The sequence below is a fragment of the Bacillus sp. Hm123 genome (assembly GCF_051842975.2).
Taxonomy (GTDB): Bacteria; Bacillota; Bacilli; order Bacillales; family Domibacillaceae; genus Bacillus_CE.
Genome location: NZ_CM200277.1, coordinates 1,649,235 through 1,668,640, shown reverse-complemented (window position 1 = coordinate 1,668,640; position 19,406 = coordinate 1,649,235). Strand labels below are relative to the sequence as shown.

Annotated in this window: 22 protein-coding genes, 1 pseudogene, 1 riboswitch and 1 other annotated feature; of the genes and pseudogenes, 12 read left to right on the top strand and 11 right to left on the bottom strand. The window is 39.4% G+C overall.

Annotated elements, in window-relative coordinates; genetic code table 11:
• Nucleotides 1–256: 256 nt before the first annotated feature.
• Nucleotides 257–490: pseudogene (locus ACSVDJ_RS08575) on the top strand (transposase family protein); the annotation flags it as partial.
• Nucleotides 491–662: 172 nt separating this feature from the next.
• Nucleotides 663–1,823: an ISL3 family transposase gene (locus ACSVDJ_RS08570; protein ID WP_439168039.1), complete on the top strand. Its 1,161-nt coding sequence runs from the start codon at nt 663–665 to the stop codon at nt 1,821–1,823.
• A gap of 49 nt (nt 1,824–1,872) precedes the next feature.
• Here ACSVDJ_RS08570 and ACSVDJ_RS08565 read toward each other — a convergent pair whose 3' ends face one another.
• The 5 genes from ACSVDJ_RS08565 to ACSVDJ_RS08545 all read right to left on the bottom strand — a co-directional run bounded on the left by ACSVDJ_RS08565 (nt 1,873) and on the right by ACSVDJ_RS08545 (nt 4,386).
• Nucleotides 1,873–2,181 carry a hypothetical protein gene (locus ACSVDJ_RS08565; protein ID WP_439168037.1) on the bottom strand — a complete coding sequence of 103 codons (309 nt, stop codon included), beginning with the start codon at nt 2,179–2,181 and terminating at the stop codon, nt 1,873–1,875.
• A gap of 195 nt (nt 2,182–2,376) precedes the next feature.
• Nucleotides 2,377–2,865, bottom strand: a complete 489-nt coding sequence (locus ACSVDJ_RS08560) for an AraC family transcriptional regulator (RefSeq protein ID WP_439168036.1) — start codon at nt 2,863–2,865, stop codon at nt 2,377–2,379.
• Nucleotides 2,866–2,907: 42 nt separating this feature from the next.
• Complete coding sequence (locus ACSVDJ_RS08555) at nt 2,908–3,327, bottom strand: helix-turn-helix domain-containing protein (protein ID WP_518620483.1); 420 nt, start codon at nt 3,325–3,327, stop codon at nt 2,908–2,910.
• Nucleotides 3,305–4,000 carry a GNAT family N-acetyltransferase gene (locus ACSVDJ_RS08550; RefSeq protein ID WP_439168032.1) on the bottom strand — a complete coding sequence of 232 codons (696 nt, stop codon included), beginning with the start codon at nt 3,998–4,000 and terminating at the stop codon, nt 3,305–3,307. Before ACSVDJ_RS08550 ends, ACSVDJ_RS08555 begins: the two co-directional genes overlap by 23 nt.
• 257 nt (nt 4,001–4,257) lie before the next feature.
• Nucleotides 4,258–4,386 (bottom strand): YuzL family protein, encoded by a 129-nt coding sequence (locus ACSVDJ_RS08545; RefSeq protein WP_439168031.1) that lies wholly within the window; start codon nt 4,384–4,386, stop codon nt 4,258–4,260.
• A 177-nt stretch (nt 4,387–4,563) separates the two neighbouring features.
• On the opposite strand from ACSVDJ_RS08545, the gene ACSVDJ_RS08540 reads away from it, so the two are divergent.
• Entirely contained in the window at nt 4,564–4,917 is a 354-nt protein-coding gene (locus tag ACSVDJ_RS08540; RefSeq protein WP_439168030.1) for a YxeA family protein, read from the top strand.
• A 71-nt stretch (nt 4,918–4,988) separates the two neighbouring features.
• On the opposite strand, the gene ACSVDJ_RS08535 is transcribed toward ACSVDJ_RS08540, so the two are convergent.
• From ACSVDJ_RS08535 to ACSVDJ_RS08525, 3 genes are all read right to left on the bottom strand, one after another.
• Complete coding sequence (locus ACSVDJ_RS08535; protein WP_439168028.1) at nt 4,989–5,765, bottom strand: DUF3959 family protein; 777 nt, start codon at nt 5,763–5,765, stop codon at nt 4,989–4,991.
• A gap of 72 nt (nt 5,766–5,837) precedes the next feature.
• Nucleotides 5,838–7,106, bottom strand: a complete 1,269-nt coding sequence (locus ACSVDJ_RS08530; RefSeq protein ID WP_439168027.1) for an ATP-binding protein — start codon at nt 7,104–7,106, stop codon at nt 5,838–5,840.
• A 149-nt stretch (nt 7,107–7,255) separates the two neighbouring features.
• Entirely contained in the window at nt 7,256–7,975 is a 720-nt protein-coding gene (locus tag ACSVDJ_RS08525) for a 3-ketoacyl-ACP reductase (protein ID WP_439168025.1), read from the bottom strand.
• A gap of 308 nt (nt 7,976–8,283) precedes the next feature.
• On the opposite strand from ACSVDJ_RS08525, the gene ACSVDJ_RS08520 reads away from it, so the two are divergent.
• The 5 genes from ACSVDJ_RS08520 to ACSVDJ_RS08500 all read left to right on the top strand — a co-directional run bounded on the left by ACSVDJ_RS08520 (nt 8,284) and on the right by ACSVDJ_RS08500 (nt 12,600).
• Complete coding sequence (locus ACSVDJ_RS08520; protein WP_439168024.1) at nt 8,284–9,402, top strand: tyrosine-type recombinase/integrase; 1,119 nt, start codon at nt 8,284–8,286, stop codon at nt 9,400–9,402.
• Between the two features lie 68 nt (nt 9,403–9,470).
• Nucleotides 9,471–9,580: riboswitch (TPP riboswitch) on the top strand.
• Between the two features lie 104 nt (nt 9,581–9,684).
• Entirely contained in the window at nt 9,685–9,975 is a 291-nt protein-coding gene (locus ACSVDJ_RS08515) for a thiamine-binding protein (RefSeq protein WP_439168023.1), read from the top strand.
• The gene (locus ACSVDJ_RS08510; RefSeq protein WP_439168021.1) at nt 9,947–10,756 is read left to right on the top strand and encodes an ABC transporter permease; all 810 of its coding nucleotides are present in this window, start codon (nt 9,947–9,949) and stop codon (nt 10,754–10,756) included. Before ACSVDJ_RS08515 ends, ACSVDJ_RS08510 begins: the two co-directional genes overlap by 29 nt.
• Before the next feature lie 16 nt (nt 10,757–10,772).
• Entirely contained in the window at nt 10,773–11,795 is a 1,023-nt protein-coding gene (locus ACSVDJ_RS08505) for an ABC transporter substrate-binding protein (protein ID WP_439168019.1), read from the top strand.
• Nucleotides 11,796–11,823: 28 nt separating this feature from the next.
• The gene (locus tag ACSVDJ_RS08500; protein ID WP_439168017.1) at nt 11,824–12,600 is read left to right on the top strand and encodes an ABC transporter ATP-binding protein; all 777 of its coding nucleotides are present in this window, start codon (nt 11,824–11,826) and stop codon (nt 12,598–12,600) included.
• 39 nt (nt 12,601–12,639) lie between these two features.
• On the opposite strand, the gene ileS is transcribed toward ACSVDJ_RS08500, so the two are convergent.
• Nucleotides 12,640–15,729 (bottom strand): isoleucine--tRNA ligase, encoded by a 3,090-nt coding sequence (gene ileS / locus ACSVDJ_RS08495; protein ID WP_439168015.1) that lies wholly within the window; start codon nt 15,727–15,729, stop codon nt 12,640–12,642.
• 54 nt (nt 15,730–15,783) lie between these two features.
• Nucleotides 15,784–16,022 (bottom strand) — a binding site (T-box leader).
• A gap of 233 nt (nt 16,023–16,255) precedes the next feature.
• Between ileS and ACSVDJ_RS08490 the strand changes: the two genes are divergently transcribed.
• On the top strand, nt 16,256–17,413 hold the full coding sequence (locus tag ACSVDJ_RS08490) for an MFS transporter (protein ID WP_439168014.1): 1,158 nt from the start codon (nt 16,256–16,258) through the stop codon (nt 17,411–17,413).
• A gap of 40 nt (nt 17,414–17,453) precedes the next feature.
• Here the strand turns inward: ACSVDJ_RS08490 and ACSVDJ_RS08485 are convergent, their stop codons facing one another.
• Both ACSVDJ_RS08485 and ACSVDJ_RS08480 read right to left on the bottom strand, forming a co-directional pair.
• The gene (locus ACSVDJ_RS08485; RefSeq protein ID WP_439168013.1) at nt 17,454–17,888 is read right to left on the bottom strand and encodes a hypothetical protein; all 435 of its coding nucleotides are present in this window, start codon (nt 17,886–17,888) and stop codon (nt 17,454–17,456) included.
• A gap of 6 nt (nt 17,889–17,894) precedes the next feature.
• Complete coding sequence (locus tag ACSVDJ_RS08480; protein WP_439168011.1) at nt 17,895–18,233, bottom strand: ASCH domain-containing protein; 339 nt, start codon at nt 18,231–18,233, stop codon at nt 17,895–17,897.
• A 661-nt stretch (nt 18,234–18,894) separates the two neighbouring features.
• Here ACSVDJ_RS08480 and ACSVDJ_RS08475 point away from each other — a divergent pair.
• The 3 genes from ACSVDJ_RS08475 to ACSVDJ_RS08465 are packed head-to-tail and all read left to right on the top strand — an operon-like array spanning nt 18,895 to nt 19,398.
• Nucleotides 18,895–19,059 (top strand): hypothetical protein, encoded by a 165-nt coding sequence (locus tag ACSVDJ_RS08475; RefSeq protein WP_198508054.1) that lies wholly within the window; start codon nt 18,895–18,897, stop codon nt 19,057–19,059.
• Nucleotides 19,060–19,257 carry a DUF3813 domain-containing protein gene (locus ACSVDJ_RS08470; protein ID WP_439168010.1) on the top strand — a complete coding sequence of 66 codons (198 nt, stop codon included), beginning with the start codon at nt 19,060–19,062 and terminating at the stop codon, nt 19,255–19,257.
• 15 nt (nt 19,258–19,272) lie between these two features.
• Nucleotides 19,273–19,398, top strand: a complete 126-nt coding sequence (locus ACSVDJ_RS08465) for a small acid-soluble spore protein P (protein ID WP_439168008.1) — start codon at nt 19,273–19,275, stop codon at nt 19,396–19,398.
• The last annotated feature ends 8 nt before the right edge of the window (nt 19,399–19,406 follow it).

Genomic DNA, 19,406 nt, shown 5'->3' with positions numbered 1-19,406 from the left:
TTTTGTCTATAATCATTTTATTGGTGAACGATTCGAGTTTTTGTAATATCCGTTTCTCTAAGAGATAAACAGTGTGATCTAAATTATACTGATTGGATGAAGATTTCCTAACTAGCAATTTAAATTCATATTTTAAAGATTCTAATGGCTTTGTCAATACTGGCGTAAAATTGGTTCTTACGCATAGTTGGTGAAGGATAGAAATTGATCATTTCCGGGTATAGTAAAATTAAATATACCAAAGGTGGTGTTCATCATGTCCAACTCTGTCACAGAGTGTATTCTCAGCTTCGGCAATCAGGTTAAAATTGTCCACCAATCTATCAGAGAAAACAAGTTATTTTTCGTACTTGATGTTCACTCTAGTCACGCAACCTGCCCCGCCTGCCAAACTTGTACCCACCGGAAGCACAGTACATATATCCGCAAAGTTGATGACTTGCCACTCGCTGGACACCAAGTCCACCTAGATGTTCATTTGCATAAGTGGTTCTGCGAAAACCAACGCTGCCTAACCAAGGTCTTCACAGAAAGACTAGACTGGCTGCGACCATACGGACGGAAGACAGAGCGGCTAGAATCCATTATACGCTCTATCGGCTTTGCAACGAACTGTATCATTGCCGAAAAGGTCTGTCGTTCCATGAATATCTCGATCAGCCATGATACGATCTTACGCAGAATTAAGCGTGAGCGCTTTAATGTCTTTGGCACATATCCCTTTCGTAGGTATCGATGATTTCGCGTTCAAGAAACGTTTCCGATACGGCACGATCTTCGTTGACTTGATTACCCATCAGCCGATCGATATATTGCCTACAAGAGATCGAATAAAAGTGACAGAGTGGCTACACTCTCATCCAGAAATTCAAATCATTAGTCGTGACGGTTCACCATCTTATGCAAGAGCAGCTTCAGATGCCATTCCGAAAGCTATTCAGGTGGGAGACCGTTGGCATATTCTCCACCAGCTTTTCGAAGCGATCAAGAAACAACTACCCCTGCTTCTCCCTGCGAAATGGAAAACAAGCCCGGTCAGGTCATGCAAGAATAATACAGTTACAAGCCCACTCTCCAAAAGAGATAGATATAGAAAAGCAAACGAGGAGAAGAGATGGCAGCGTATCCAAATCGTTCAAAAGATGCGTGCAGAAGGTGCCTCCATACAAAGTATTGCGAATGAACTCCAAATCGACCGGAAAACGGTCTATGCTGACCTGAACACTACATCTAAACCTTCGCACCGACGGCATTCGAAATATGATAAGTGGCGGCCAAGGATAAGGAACCTATTGACGAAGAAGCTATCAGGGAGGAGGATCACAGAGATATGTCAAAGTGAAGGATTCACTGGTTCGCATTCGACATTGAGTCATCTGATCTCGGATGAAAAGCGAAACATGGAAAAGTCGGAGACGATTGTCCTGTCACTTCGACAAAAGGCACTCCTCGCGATTTGGGAAAATTCAGATGAAAAGTTTGAAGACGCTTTGGTCGCTCTTCATCCTAAATTGCCACAGAGGTTTCCGGAGTTGTTGGAACTACGCGCATTTGTCTCAGATTTCCGGCAACTCTTTGTTTTGAAGGAACGCTCTGGCTTAAGGAAATGGCTTATTAAACATAGGAATACGGACTTCGTTCATCTCCAATCTTTTATTAGAGGAATCAAGAGTGATTTGAAAGCGACATGGCACGCAACGATCCTCCCATGGTCTAACGGACCTGTAGAAGGACAGGTGAACCGCTTGAAAATGATCAAGCGTATGATGTACGGTCGCGGCAGTTTTGAAGTCATACGAAACCGTTTGCTTTTCCGTTGGTAACTATATTGAAATAACAACGAATTAATTAGTATAACCAGTACAGAAACAATCACCAACTATGCGTAAGAACCAATTTAACACCGGCATTCACAGGCTTTTCGGATGTAGTCGTATTAGTAAAATAAATGTCGTGTTTTTTAGAAATAAATTTATAATCCCACTTAGGATTATTTATAAATTCTTTTAAATTAACAGTGCTTTCAAATACTAGATTGATTTGCCCATTACCATGCTTATAAAGCACATTGCGAATCGCTCGATCAGAAAGACCGACGATAGGCAGCATTTCCTTATAAGATACCCCCTCCTTGTACAGCTTAATAATCATTTCATCTGTTATTCCCGGATCTCTTGGCATACAAGCTCCCTCCAAATAATAACATGATTCATCCATTTAGCTTTATTATACCCCAAAAAGGAACATTTGTTCTATGATATATTTGGAAAACATTCACTTGGTGTCATCAATAGACAAAAAAGCTGACCTAAAGCTGTGTTTTAACACTCTTTTAGGTCAGCCGCTTTTCATTACTCTACTCCTAAAGCCTTAAATTTACTCAATCGGAATATAAATATCTGTCTTACTCTTAGCTTTGAAGTTTTTTGGTGGCTCAGTAACGTATAATTCAAATGGGAATGAATCTCTCGGTGTGTATTCACCTTTACTCAGTAACCAATCAGAATAAGCATATTTCCAAGCTTCTTCATACTCACCTAGTGTTAGATCATAATGTAGTACTGCGTATTTTCCGCCAAAAGTCATCGTACCGATTTGTCCTTCTTCTTCAATTGCAGTATCTGATGGAACCGTCATTGCTACGCTAGTTCGTAAATTTTCTGAATCAGTTACGAAAGGATTATCATGGTATATAGTCATTACCTTTGTAACATTATCTTTGATAAGATCATATTTTTTTGCGAATTTGAATAGTTCATCGAACATCTTACGACTATTTTTTCTATACTCGACATAATTTCCTTTGAAGCGTACATAGATTACTTTCATTTCAATATTTTCTACTGTGATCGTTGGTTTTTCCATTAATATCATCTCCCTTAACTTAAGTATAAGGAAGATGATCGGCTATTTCTTGTCGTTTCTTGCTTTCCTGTATTCTAATGGAGACATTCTAAAATACTTCTTAAAAGCTTTGTTGAAGGTACTCGCATCATTGTAGCCATATTGGAGCGCAATATCTGTGATGCTCAAATCATTGCGGACTGCGAGGAATATCCCTGCTCGCTCCACTTTTATTCTAGTAACAAACTGTTTCACCGTCTCGTCACTGTACTTACTAAATATACGATGGAAATGATATTTAGACATATTTGCATGATTTGCTAAGTCATCTAGTGAGATTTTTTCGCTCAGATGGCTTTCAATATAATCTTCGGTTTTGTTCACCAATCGAATGTATTCATCCATGTCTTCACGCCAATCAAGTCTTTTATTCATTATAACAAATACTATGGGACAACCATTAATTGAATAAGAATTCACCATTGATCCCCATCGTTTGAAGACAATTCTTTAGAATATCTCTATCAATTTCATTCACAATATAATATTTTTCTTTAAAAATAATTCTGATGATATGATTAATTTCTTCCTTGTTAACGCCAGTTGATTGCATATTTTTAATAAATAAGTTTAAAGGTATATTGCTCGCTCCAAAATGTAAAGGTGGTTGCAAGTAATCTATATTTTTATATTGTTTATAATCGTTTCTTTCGAAGAATTTATTTCTTCTAATACAATCTTGCTTTTCTGTTTCTGTATGTACCACTTCTTGTGTTTCTGTTTCTAAAATCACTGCTTTCAGCGAGGTGTTTCCGGCAAGAGAAGCATCTTGAACTAATAATTCTTCTAATTTCAATAATGTTTTTGCTCCTAATCCTTTACTTCTCACAAAAGGGTCGGTAACAATATAAACGATAAACCCTACATTTACAGCTGCTAAATAATGCCCTGTTGCAAAAGATACTATTTTCTCTCCTTCAACACCAATTAAGAATCGGAAATTATTTGGTTTATTTGTTTTTGCATAGTTTAAACTTTTTAAGAATATATCATGTGATTCTCTCACTTCGACAGGAAATGCTTGATCAAAAATTTTTAAAGTTTTTTCTAAATTACTCACATTATCAAATGTAATTTCATCCCATGTAATAGTCATAGACTTCCCCCTCACCTTAGTTTTATTTGTAATAAGCTAAAATCGGTTCCTATACTATTGTCGATCTGCCCAAACTTCTATTTCTATGGTTATTTTTTCATATCATACCAAACTTCTATTCCACATTTCTACAAAAAATAGGTGACTAGACTAAGATTCCTACATGAAATCAATTTGTCCCGCAATTTCATTAATAATCTCAGGAACAAAAAATCGCCCCTGTTAAAAGGGCGACATCCGAATAAAATATGCATACTTTATTTCCGTTTTTTATGCCGTGCGGAAGAGATTGCTTTCTCTCCTGTTTCTATATTCGTTGTGCCTTGACCCTTTACTTCTGATGAACCTAAGCCCGCCTTTGATGGATCTTTTTTACGTTTACTCATCCTATCACCTCGATGTTAATATGACCAATCGCCACCTATTTATACATAAAAGCAAAATATAGTGAACGTGACAATATTGTCACGTTCGCTGTTTCATTTGTCATCTTAATCGAGGGATTTCACTGGCCGCTCCTTATAGAATGAATACTAGAGAAGCAAATAAGGAGGAGTAAAATAATGAAAGTATTCAAATTAGCGATGGGGACTGTCATAGTTGCCGCCATCATCGTCTGTTCTTTCACCTTTTTCGTGAAAAACGAACTAGCAGATATGTTAAACCCTTTCATTCCTAAAAAAGATGTTTTTGTTGAAATTGACGAACCGGGAGAAAAGGTTGATGCAAGTACATTCGAATACACATTGCAAGGAGTGAATGAAGACGGCGAAGAAACAACAGTCACGTTTACAGCAAGTAAAGAGCTGCGTGAGGGCGCCTATTTAAAACTTACTACAAAAAGAACTTACGTGAAATCGTGGGAAGAAGTTCAAGTGGATGAGATGCCCGCTGCTGTTCGGGATAAAATGAACTGAATGACACAAACTAAAACCAGCAAAGCATCTTTATCTAATGGATAAGAGTTTTGCTGGTTTTTCGATCTTCTCTATGCCTTCAAACGATTTCTTCGCCGCTCCATTCTCGTTTCGCCTTGTATTGCTTCTGGTTTGGAGTCCATTTCATGATGTTGTGGCTCTAAGTTTGGATAAAAAGTAGTTGTCTGTTCTTCTTGAATTGGTTCGTATCGACGTTGTTCGTTTGTCTCTGAAGATTTCTTGCGGAAGTTTAACATCTTCAGTTTTAATTTTGGTAAGCGCGGTATAGGCAATTTAAATGTCGGCTTGAACCGTTTCTTTTTTTGCTCAAATAGGTTCGCTTTCTCTTGTTTTTCCTTGTTCTTCCCCCGATGAAATGCACTCGCTAACCATCCGCCCAGTAGGAATGCCGCTGCAAAAATGATGAAATATAATGGTTCTGTTTTAAATACATTCATTATCCGTGGCAGAACTGCTAGTGATTGCATTTCTTTTATATCCCACAACAGTATTCCCCATAATCCAAGTAACCCCGTTGTAATTGCATAGGTGCGAAATCGAAGTACGAGCGGAATGATCGCCACACACGCCGCTATTTTTACATTTGCTACTATAGAACTCATCGTAGCGTATTGCTCCCAAATCGCGAGCAAAAAGGTGATAAATGCCGTGTATGCGATCCAGCTGAATATTCGTGAGTGCCATCGCTTAGCATAATAACTTCCTACACTCGTTAAAAATAACAAGCCGCCCATGAATAAAGACAGTTCTAGAGACATGTACTTCATCACACCAGCAACCGGGAAGAGACAACTTAGTACCATTAGTAGTACATCTAGTTTCTTCATTATTATTTATTCCTTTCAGCTTTTTGTAGCATTGCTATGTTTCTATTTATCATACTCTTCGTTTCTTAAAAGTCAAGAATTCTCTCTTTCATAACAAATCGGCAAGGTGATCGTAAAGCAACTTCCTTTTCCTTTGACACTTTTGACCGCCATCTCACCATTCATGCCTTGAACGATACTGTAAGAAACCATCATTCCAAGGCCAGTTCCCTTACTTTTTGTCGTGAAATAAGGTTCGCCTAAGCGGTTAATTTGCTCAGTCGTCATCCCTTCTCCACTATCTTCTATCATTACAGAAACCGTTGAGCGATCGCTTTGGATCGTGACCTTTATTTCACCACCGTCAGGCATAGCTTCAATCGCATTTTTGACGATATTCACAAGGCATTGTTCGAATTGAGATGTTTTTCCCATTACATACATAGGTGCGGGTGGGATAAAAGACACGATTGTAATCCCATGCATATTCGCATGGGGAGTCATGATGTTCAGCGAGTTTTGTGTCTCGAGACATATATCTATTTTTTCCATTGTTTCAACGGACGGTCGAGCAAACATTAAATAGTCATTAATAATTTCAACTGAGTGATCTAACTCTCTAATCGCTAGGTCTAAATAATCCTTCCGTTTATCCTTAGGTAAATCCTCATATAGCAACTGCATAAATCCTTTTGTAACGGTTAAAGGATTCCGCACCTCATGAGACATACTTGCGGCTAAATGACTCACTACTTCCAGCTTTTCTGCTTTTGCGACTTTCCGCATCAACTCAAAATTTTGACGAATGATTTCCCAAATGACCATGGCAATAAAGACCGCGGTCATATTCAGAAGAATGAGCTGCAATTGTATCATGCCAGGGATCTTGATCGAACATAATTGAGTGATCGTAAATAATAAAGCCGCTTCACTGGCTGGCAACACAAGTCCAATCACTAGCAGTCGTTTTTTTATTGACATCATATGATACGACTTAGATAAGTAAATGAGAATGACTGTGAATAACGGATACATGATCGACGTAATCATAAAGCCGTCACCCCCTTGAAAAAAACGAATCACTAAAATGAGAGCTAATAGTAGCAATCCGAACCAAGGTCCTCCGTATAATACTCCTAAAACAAGAGGAATTCGCCTAAAATCCATCACAAATCCATTCATTAGCGGCGCCGGGAATAACATACATAACACGAGAGAAATGATCGGAAAGATCGCAACCATCCAATGTTTTAATTTCTTAGATCGGCGTGTATATTTTACTAAATAAAACATTTGAACAAAGAATAGCGGAAGCAGGACGAACAAAAAGTTAATCAGCAATTCTTTTGATGCAAATCCCATGCACTCACCCGACTTTCAAACAAAATAATCCTTATACATGTTGTATCGTATCATCAAATTATAATACATTTACTATTCTCTTACTATGTTACAACAAAAAAATAGCGGACATCCGCTCTTTTTGAGAACGTCTATCCGCTATGTTCACTTTATGGGTTAGTCGACCATAATCCGGCTGACTTAATAAAGGTACGTCTATTTAATTTTAGTTGTGCGACAATAAATTCTGCGATATCTTCCGCTTGCATCACTTTTTCTGGATTGCCATCTGTTAAACCACCATCGATCGCTAAGTCTGTAGCAACAGTGCTTGGCGTTAACGCGCTCACGCGAATATTATGTTTACGTACTTCTAACGCTAACGATTCTGTTAAACCAATAACACCGAATTTAGATGCACTGTAAGCACTTGTCACTGGCGCTCCCTTTTGACCAGCTGTTGATGAGATATTAATGATGTCTCCAGATTGTTGTTCAATCATGCCAGGTAACGCAGCACGTGTCACATAATAAACACCCATTAAATTAACTTTAATCATTTGTTCCCATTCGTTAACATCTAATTCTAAAAATTTACCGAACGCTGCAATCCCTGCATTATTGATTAACACATCTACTGAACCTAAGTCGTTCGTTAATGTAGCAACAGCCGTCACGACGTCTTCGTTAGAAGCGACATCCGCTGTAGCAACAGCTACTTTCACACCTTCTGCTTCTACTTCTTTCGCTACTTTTTTTAAGTTTTCTTCAGAACGTCCTAATAAACCGACGTTTACTCCTTCTTTCGCTAGAGCGATCGCAATCGCACGACCAATACCTCTTCCTGCTCCAGTGATAATTGCATTTTTCCCTTGTAATGATTGTGCCAAATTGAACACTCCTCATCTATTTGATGATGATTATTATAGCTAGATTTCATTGAAAAGACAATTAAAATGCTTACATTTAGCCCTTCATTCGAAATAGCCTCTACAACAAATCGAATGAACCATCATACACGAAAAGAAAGTTAAATGCGCCACAGAGGTTCTCAGAAGCACCCCGACACAGCTATAATTTTATCTTCCATCCCACTATATAGAACAAGTATTCTATGATAGAATAGAAGTAAAGATAATTAGCACTTATCTTTACTATACATAATAATATTATTTTAAACTAATAGAGGTGCTTCCTAATGAATGATTTGACCCTTTTGAATCAGATAACGAGTGAACAATATTTATCGCAATTAAAAACAGAATTAGAACAACGCCAGCTTTTGGATGAACATCGCAACCTTTCCTTAGCAGATTGTTCCGAGCAAGAATTTATCGAAGTGTTTTTTCTTGAGAAAATTTTTTCGGCGGATCGTGAGCTTTCTCCGCATACGTTGAAAGCTTATCGTTCAGATGCCAAAACACTGCTCACCTTTTTAATGGAGCATTCTCTTTCCTTTCGAGACATCGGTTTTCCAGAGGTGAAAGCGTACAATAAATATATTAAAGACAAATATGCCTCTAAGTCAGCCATCCGAAAATTGGAGTTTTTTCGTCGCTTATTAGACTTCGGGTATGAAACGCAATTTTACAAAGCTCATCTTTCAACGTGGATCTCGAAACCAACAGCGAAAAAAGGACACTATATAATAGAAGAAACTCGTCAAGAATCAAGACAAACACGAGTCCAAGTAAGAGAATTAAATCAGAGAGATGCCGAAAACCTTCTTGCTTGCTTTCCTAAAATCGTCAAGGCCGAGCGAAATCGCGAACAGCTGCAAAAACGTAATCTATTGATTGGCTACCTCCTCTATACGACAGGGCTTCGAGCGAATGAGTTGCTTAGTTTGAACTGGGGAAGCTTTCGTTACAACCGTCAAGGGTTTCTATTTGCTGATGTTATCGGGAAAGGTGGAAAAGCACGAACGATTCCGGTCAGAGAAGAAACGAGTGAATTATTATTTGATTATAGAAAATGTCTTGGAGAGTCCACGGAGATCGATCCGGATGATACGACTCCACTCTTCTTCGCTCTATACAATAAGAAAGAGCCGTATGTGAATAAAAAAAGATTAACGTATCCGAGCCTTTATAAAATAGTAAAAGAAGCCGTTCAGTTAGCTGGGAAAAATTCGCTCGTCTCCCCTCACTGGTTTCGGCATACATTTGTGACGATGCTGCTAGAAAATGATGTGCCGCTTGCCGTTGTGAAAGACTGGGCCGGGCATTCTGATATTTCGACGACGAATATGTATTTAGAGCGAATTAACCAAGACAACACGCATGTTCATCTGCAGAAAGTGAATCTTTTTAGATAACTTCTGCCCGTATTTTTATTTACTTTTCCGTCATTTATTTGCTATAGTAGAATAAGTATTTAAATTTTAATAGTGTATATGGGAGCTGGGTCCGTCCGGCTGAGAGGATGCCTCAAACGCATCGACCATTGAACCTGATCTGGGTAATGCCAGCGTAGGGAATGAGTGAAAGATGAATGACGCTAGCTAAAAACTCGCTGCCTACCAAAATAGGCAGCTTTTTTCGTTTTTCATAGCGTCACTCACCACTCATCACACCATTACATAGGAGGAGGAACAAGTATGTCCATAACAAATGTCGGGTTTCAAGTCATCCCTAAGTCAACGGAGCGAAATACATATGAATTAGTTGATAAGGCGATTGAAGTCGTTCAACAATCAGGTGTGAAGTATGAAGTCGGTCCGTTGGAAACTGTAATGGAAGGTCAATTAGACGAGCTGTTAGACATCGTCAAAAAAGCACAGCAAGCCTGTCTTGATGCTGGAGCGATTGAAGTGTTAACAAATATTAAAATCCATTACCGACCTGAAGGAGTAACAATGGATGAAAAAACAGCAAAATACAGAAAATAAGCGAGCAGGCGTGACCGTTTTCTTCAAGCGATGGTCATCTTTATTTCTTCCTGCGCTTACACTCGTCATCCTTCTGCTTTTATGGGAAGTTGGTGTTCGCATCTCCCAAATTGAGCAGTGGATTTTGCCGAGTCCTTCCGCTGTCATGCAGGCGCTATGGGACGCACGAGAACTGATTTGGATGCATGCTGGTCAAACGATTTATGAGACGGTGATCGGCTTTAGTGTAGCGGTCATCGTAAGTGTAATGATTGCTACGGTCATTGATCTCAACGACTGGCTACGAAAATCGGTCTACCCGCTGCTTATTATTTCGCAAACCGTACCGATCATTGCCGTTGCCCCCTTATTTATGATGTGGTTCGGCTACGGATTGTTACCGAAAGTGATCGTTGTTGCTCTCGTTTGCTTCTTTCCGATAACCGTCAACTTAGCTGACGGTTATCGTTTAGTTGATCGCGATATGATTCGATTGATGGAATCGATGGGAGCAAAGAAACGACAAATTTTTCGCATGGTAAAGCTTCCAGGAGCACTTCCCTTTTTCTTTTCTGGGTTACGAATTGCGGGTACATATAGTGTCATGGGTGCTGTGATCGGTGAATGGCTAGGAGCGAGCAAAGGATTAGGAATATTAATGACGAGATCGACGCAATCATTTTTAACGGCTCAAGTATTCGCCACGATCTTTGTTGTGATCATACTTAGTTTGTTGTTATATTTCCTCATTGAAGTGATCGCAAGGCTACTAATTTCCTGGCACTATCAACAAGAATCTTAAGGAGTGAATCAACTATATGAAATGGGTAAAATGGCCAATCATATCTATGCTATTGCTCATCTTGCTAGTCGGCTGCAACCAACAGCAAGAAGAAACAACAGACAATAAACAAACGAAAGATACAGCCAATAAAGAATTAGAAAAAGTGACACTAATGCTTGATTGGTTCCCGAATACGAATCATACTGGCTTTTATGTAGCAAAAGAAAATGGCTTTTATGAAGAACAAGGTTTAGATGTTGAAATTGTTCAACCAGGTGAAGGATCGACGGCTGATCAATTAGTGGCATCAGGAAAAGCTGATTTTGGTGTGAGTTATCAAGAAGGTGTGACCTATGCAAGAGTCAGTGATATCCCGCTCGTATCGATCGGAGCAGTGATTCAGCATAACACATCCGCTCTTGCTTCATTAAAAGAAGCGAACATTAGCACACCGAAAGATTTTGAAGGCAAGCGTTACGGTGGTTGGGGCGCGCCAATTGAAGAGGCTGTCATTAAAGCCGTCATGAAGAAAAATGATGCGGATTATAACAAAGTGGAAAACATTACGTTAGGTCAAACGGACTTCTTCACTTCTATCGGAAAAGATGCTGATTTTGAATGGGTGTATTACGGTTGGGACGGTGTGGAAGCAGAGCGTCGTAACATGGACGTAAATTATATGATGTTAAAGGATCTTGATCCAGCGTTAGATTATTACACACCTGTGATTGTCACGAATGAAAAGCACATAGCTGATCAGAATGAAATGGTCAAAAAATTCATGGCCGCTACAACAAAAGGTTATGAATTTGCGATCGAAAACCATGAAGAAGCGGCAGATATTTTATTAAAACACGCACCTGAACTGAATGCTGATCTAGTGAAAGCGAGTCAGAAATGGGTAAGTGAACAATATCAAGCAGATGCTACACAATGGGGTGTACAAAAAGAAGACGTATGGCAACGTTTTGCTGATTGGATGTATGAACAAAAATTGATCGATAAAGAACTAAAGACAGAGGATGCTTTTACGAACGAATTTTTGCCAAAGAAATAAAAAACACCTCTATAAGGGAGATTGTGTGATGGAAACAGCCAAGTTGCTCGTAAGCAATGTCTCAAAAACGTTTTATACAACTAAAAATACAATTGAGGCTGTTCGCACGGCGAGTATTGAAGTAAAAGATGGGGAATTTATTTCACTGATCGGACCAAGTGGCTGTGGGAAAAGTACCATTTTAGATATCGCCGCTGGATTAACGAACCCTGATGAAGGAACGGTATCGTTGAATGGCACGGACATTACGAATCAAAAAGGGCATGTCAGTTATATGCCGCAAAGTGATGTGCTGTTCCCTTGGCGGACGATACTAGATAACGTCATTGTCCCGCTAGAGGTGGCCGGTGTAAATAAAAAAGAAGCTCGCGAGCAAGCCCAATCATTGCTCACATTATTCGGACTTGAAAGTTTTGCGGATTCGTATCCGCATACGCTTTCAGGTGGGATGCGTCAACGAGCAGCATTTTTACGCACCCACCTTTGTCACAAGGAAGTCATGCTATTAGATGAACCATTTGGCAAATTGGATGCATTGACGAGAAGGCAATTACAACAATGGTTGCTTTCGATTTGGCAGCAATTTCAGCGTTCAGTTGTACTCGTCACACATGATGTCGATGAAGCGTTACTATTATCTGATCGCATTTACGTCATGTCTAGCAGACCAGGCCAAATCATTTATGAATTAACCGTCGATTTGCCACGACCGAGAGATCCTGAAGTCATGACCACACAAACATTTAACGAAATGAAACGAACATTGTTTCAACATCTTCAAGAGGCCAACTCTCCAGTTTCTTAACGAACTGGGGAGCTGGCCTCCTTATTTTATTTCACCTATTTAAGTTGCCGGTACAAGTTGGACAGTTGCTACATGAGCTCCTATCTTCACCTCTGCCCCTTCTGAAACATCCGCTTGTAAGTGTAAGTTTCGCATCAACAAGTTTTCTTGTATCATCGCTTGATGCGCCTGAAGTACTTGATTTAACTCTTCATCCGTACTGACTGCAATATCGACGCGCATGTTAACAGATAAGTTCAGTTTCTTCCGGTAATCTTGTATCGCCCGAACGAACTCTCGCGCCATTCCTTCTTGTACAAGTTCTTCCGTTAAAGAGATATCTAAAGTGACCGTATATTCGCCATTTGTGGCGGAAGCGTACCCTTCTTTCGTCGTTTTTTCGACGATCACATCATCCGTCATTACTTGAATGTTTTCATGGGATATTTCCCCACTACCTACTGTTAAAAATTGCTTCGACTCTTCATCGGTTAATTGCTGGAGCCATGTATTCACTACATTTGCTTGTTTCCCAAACTTAGCCGCTGATTTTTTAAAGTCTAATTTTAGTTTAATTATTGAAAATTGCTCTTCTTTCTCCACCTCTTGAAACTGCTTCACATTTAATTCATCTAAAATAATGTCTTGATAAAGAGACCAATTGATTTCTTCACCTGTACTTAACAAGAAAAGACTGGATAACGGTTGTTTCACCTTCAAAGAAGTCGTATTTCGAATACTTCTCCCTAATTCCACCACCTGTAAGACCGCTCCCATTTCTTTTTCTAGTTGTACGTTGATCATTTTTTCATCATAAGTTGGATAGTCTGCCAAGTGTACACTTTCTCCCATTAAATGATGATAGACCTCTTCCGCAACGAAAGGAGTGAATGGAGCTAATAATTGACTAATAGTTGTTAGTACATCGTACAGAGTTTGATAAGCAGCTACCTTATCTTCATTCATGCCGCTCGACCAAAAACGTTCTCGAGAGCGTCTAACGTACCAGTTACTCACCTCTTCAACTAATTTAGCAATTTCTCTCGTAGCATTCGTCAATTGGTAATCTTCTAAATGAACTTTCGCTACTTTCACCGTACTGTTTAATCTAGAAAGAATCCATTCATCTAATTTGTTTCTCTTGCTAGTGTACTCTTGCTTTGGATCAAAACCGTCTAACTCGGCGTAAAGATGGTAAAAGCTATGGACGTTCATAAACGTATCGACTAGCTTCGACTTAGCCTCTTGCACCACTCGTTCCGAGAAACGTTTTGGGTTCCATGGAGAGCTATCCACTAATAGCGCCCATCGCAACGCATCTGCCCCGTATTTTTGCATTAAATCCATTGGATCTAATGCGTTCCCTTTACTTTTAGACATTTTTTGTCCTTTTTCATCTAACACATGCCCAAGGGATAACACCCGTTTATATGGTGCTTTTCCTGTGTATAACGTTGATACGGCAAGCAGGCTGTAAAACCAGCCACGCGTTTGATCAATTCCTTCGATGACAACATCCGCTGGAAATTGTTTTGAAAAAACCTCATGATTTTCAAATGGATAATGATACTGAGCAAATGGCATCGAGCCGCTATCAAACCAAACATCAATCACTTCTGGTGTTCGTGTCATCGTTCCTTCACATTGAGAACAACGAAGTTTCACTCGATCCACATAAGGTTTATGCAATTCGAGGCCCTCATTCATTGGATGGATAGACGATTGCTTTAATTCAGCTATGCTTTTTGGTGCATGTTGATGACTGCATGTGTCACATTGCCATACATTCAGCGGCGTGCCCCAATAGCGTTTGCGGCTAATGTTCCAATCAACCATATTCTCTAAAAAATTGCCGAAGCGACCATGCTTAATATGATCTGGATACCAAGTAACTTCTTCATTATGTTTGATGAATTGTTCTTTCAATGCAGTTGTTTTAATAAACCAACTTTCATTTGCATAATACAAAAGCGGTGAATCGCAACGCCAACAGTGAGGATAATTATGTTCGTATTTTTCTTTACTATACAATAATTCTTTTTCAGCAAGCGCACGAATAATATCGATATCACAATCTTTGACGAAGCGCCCTTGAAATAGTGGAACTTCTGCTGTATATTCTCCCTTTTCATTGACGACATTGACAAACGACAAACCATTTTCTTGTGCAACTTTATAATCATCTTCACCATATGCTGGTGCGATATGCACGATCCCTGTTCCACTATTGTCTGTTACATAATCGGCTGCTATCACTTGATGACCTATTTTCACATCCACAAAATCAAATACAGGCACATAAGAGAGACCAATCAAATCCGCACCTTGATGAACAGACAAAATTTCGTAATCCGTCTGTAAAACAGCCTCCACTAATGATTCAGCTACAACAAAGATTTCTTCTCCTTGCTTTGCGCGCACATATGTCATCTCTGGGTGAACAGCTAACGCCACATTCGCAGGTAATGTCCAAGGTGTTGTCGTCCATCCAAGAAAATATTCATTGTCACGGTCTTGAACTTTGAATTTTGCTGTGACAGACAAATCTTTCACCATTTTATACCCTTGAGCCACTTCATGTGAACTAAGAGATGTTTGGCAACTCGGACAATAAGGAGACACACGATGACCTTTATTGAGTAATCCCTTTTCATGAATCGTACCAAGGATGTGCCATACACTTTCAATATACGAATTATTTAATGTAACATAAGGGTCATCCATATCTACCCAATAACCTAGCTGCTCTGTAAACTCTCGCCACTGTTTTTCATATATAAACACACTTTCACGACACTTCTCAATAAAAGCTTCTACACCATAGTTCTCAATCTCACTTTTCCCAGATATCCCTAATTGCTTTTCTACTCCGAGTTCTACAGGTAAACCATGCGTATCCCAGCCGGCTTTGCGAATGACTTGATGTCCAGTCATCGTTTTATATCTTGCGACCACATCTTTAATGGTTCGGCCTAATACATGACCGACATGAGGCAATCCGTTAGCTGTCGGTGGACCTTCATAAAAGACAAATGAAGGACTACCTTCTCTGTTTGTCATCGATTGTTGAAAGGTGTGATTGTGTAACCATTGTTCTCGAATCCGCTCTTCACGTTGACGAACCGATTCTTTTGTTTGTTCTTTTTTCATAATGATATCGCTCCTAATAGTTTTTATTAAAGCACACAAAAACCCGCCCCTGAAGAAAGGGACGGGTTTAACCGCGATACCACCCTAATTCTATTGAAAAACTTCTCAATAGCACTTAGCCACGTACAATCATACGCGTTCCTTTTAACGGTAGACACCCGTTCAAGCCTACTAATGTTCAGCTTAACTTCTCAGAGATGATTTTCACTTATGAACTAAACACCGGATTTCAGCAACCACCGGCTCTCTGTGGAACAGCCACATAAATTACTTTTTCTCGTCATCGAATTTGTGTGCTTTAATTGGAAATAATTATAACTTGAATAAAATCACATGTCAAACTAGTTAGAAAATAATCAAGGTAATTAGTTTTCTATCTGTTATTACATCACTAAATAAAGTGGCTCGTCTTCTTTCCTCCTAGACACATAGGCGTCAATGATTATTCACCAAATCGTCGTTGACAAATGCTTCAATAAAAAGAACAATAGAAAGCAAGACAACTAGATGGAGGCTGTATTTCCTCATGAGAATATTTGTTTATATCATTGTATTTTTTTCATTTTTTGATTTGTTTACTCAGCTACCGATTATGAGTCCGTTTGCGGAATCGCTAGGGGCCACACCTTTATTAACCGGCTTGGTCGTTGGCACCTATTCCTTTTCTAATACGATTGGAAATGTGATCTCTGGGTTTCTCACGGATAGAAAAGGAGCCTTTCGAATTTTAGTGATCGGTTTAATCTTAACAGGTGTTTCGCTTTTATTTTATCGATTGGCGGTTGATGCTTGGTCTTTACTAGCTATTCGGTTTTTACATGGTTTTCTTGCTGGATTGATTGTTCCTGCTGCGTTTACTTATTTAGCAAATGTAGCGACAGAAGAGAAAAAAGGAAAAAGCTCCGCAATCTCTGGAGCTTTCGTTGGATTGGCCGCTGTCATCGGGCCTGCGTTTAGTGGGATTGTTGCTAGCAAAACAAACGAAGTAACGGTATTAACAGTAACCGCTGCTTGTATGCTTCTTTTAGCTATTGTTTCCCTCTTTCTTTTGCGAAACAATGTCCCTACTTCCCTTGAAGAAAGAGAAGAAAAGCAAGCGATGCCTATACGTGCTTTTTTCCAACAAACAAACGTGGTAAAAGCTTTTATTGGCGCTTTTTTACTGATGTTCTCTCAAGGTGTTCTCGCTTATATGTTACCGCTGAAAGTGATCCATCTAGGATTCGATGCTCGAACAAGTGGGATGCTATTAAGTACGTTTGGTATAACAGCGATCCTTGTTTTCCTATTACCAACCAATCGGTTATTTGATCTAATTAAACCGACATCAACGTTAGCGTTCGGTATGAGTGCGATGGGACTGAGCTTGATTTTACTAAGTCAGCTAGATCATACTTCTCTTCTATACGCATGTATGATCCTGTATGGCGTTGGATTTGCTTTTCTCTTTCCGTCGCTCAATTCATTACTCGTTCAAGCGATTACTCCCGCTCACCGAGGCAAAGCGTACGGCTACTTCTATGCCTTTTTCTCTTTAGGTGTCGTGGTTGGCTCAGGATTGACAGGCTTATTCGCTTTCACTCCATTGCAAGGCTTTCTCTTTACTGGTGTTTTATTAATCATTGCAGCGGCTGGCAGTCTTTTAATTGAGCCACCTGTGATGAAAGAAAAACAAGTTCAATGAAAAAAGCAGGCGATACATGCCTGCTTTTTTCATTGAACTGTTACCATAGTACCGGCTTAACAACCATAAACCATAGCATAATAGTTAATAAGAAAATATAAATCCAGAGAGAGCGATAAAGCTTATCAACAAGTTGCCGCTTGTTGGCTGACGGCTCATTAAACTGTTTTAATGTGGGCGTAAAGGCTCGTGCTAAGAAAAAGATCGAACTGACCATGACCACAATCGTCATCACGACCCATGAAGTAGTCCATGGCCACGGGCCTATCAGCATCAATAAGATCCCCGATCCGACTAACACATGACCAGCATGCTTAACAAGGCGAATCGCGGATTGAAAGACATCGATACAGGCTTGTTCAGTCTCAAGTGTTGCTAGACGTAATTTTTTCAAAAGAGGGAATAAAACGAAAAACGGACCAATCGACAAAATGGCACTAAAAACATGGACATATACGAGAAGCTGATACATCATCTGAAGTTACACTTGGCGAAATTCATGAACCCATACTTTCATATGCGGAAGCCACGGCATCTTAGGATGAATCGCTAAAATTGATTGTTTATATTCCTCAACGTTTGCATACCCTTCTTGATTAGCATGCTCATCCGTCAACTCGCCTAGCGTCTGATGATACACACGCTCAACAACAAAATCAACATTCTCTAACGTCATGATCTCTCCAACGTCCGCATATCTCCCATTACGACGTGTAGCTGTTTTTTGTCCATTCAGCACCTTTTCTACATCTTCTTTGATCGTCACAAGGCGTTCAATCGTACAAGTCTTTGGAGGCAAACCTTCATGTTTATTCGTCAATGCAAAAACCACCTTTACGATAAAGTACAACTGCAATCAACAACAGATGTTGCCTTCTAGTTGAAGCAGCATAAATTTCTTCCTTATTATATCCTTTCTTACATTATAATAACAGCGACAAAGTGAAAGGTTTAAAACTCTATTGTATTATGTTTTCAAACCCCTCATTTTCAGGTATAATAAAAACAAATAACCATATATTAAAAAAGCCGCTTCGATGCTGTAACATCGGAAACGGCGATACAATAGCGGGTTCCCTATCGGGGATCGGCACAAAGACGAACTAAAACCGCCTGAGCTGGCCAAAACTCAAGGGTGGTTTTAGTCTTTTTTTTGTTAAAAAATAACGGCACGCCACTCGGCGCACCGTCATTATGCAAGAAATTCAAATGGTTTCTACAACATGTACCTGCTCTCCGACAAACACCTCATTTACATGATGATGTATAGCGAGATTCCCGAATCTGGGTTAGCACAATATTTGTCCAAAGCCATCACCCCATTTGGAGTTTTTCGTCCCTTGCCTTATTTATAATAGCCACTCGATTGAACATTTATACATGAAAAACAAAAATTTTTTTGTTCATAATCCATTGATTTAAAGTCACAATAATAAGGACACAGATATCTTCTGTGAACTCATTATTCGGAGGGATTCATAATGGGAAAAAACAGCAAATCGAAACGTTTTGTCCAACAAGGAAAGGATGCTGTTTCTAAGCATGATGAACGCTTCCCTTATCGGACAACCTTCTCGGAATCAGAGGCTCGTTATACAAATGAACAGACAGAAGAAAATCCTGATCTAACACTTGGAGGATTTTAAATGGGACAAAAGCTTTTTCGAGAAGCGAGGCGATTTGTTAATCAAGCACGGACGGACTCAACAGAAGAAAATATCGCAACAGCGAAAAATAGTCTCGTCTCCGCTTTTGCCAATTCTACATTGGCTCAGCAAGAACAGTTAAGCGAAATGCAAGAACAACTAAGACAAGTTGAACATGACAATCACCAAACTATGTAAAGGGGCGAAGGAATCATGACAAAAAGTGCCTCAAAATCAGAAAAAACGGAAACCACTCAACCTCAACCGTTAAGTGGCTCTCACAAAGTGAAAAACAAAAATCACTCCCGCCAGAAGAAGCACAGTAGCCACGATATGTAAAAAAAGGG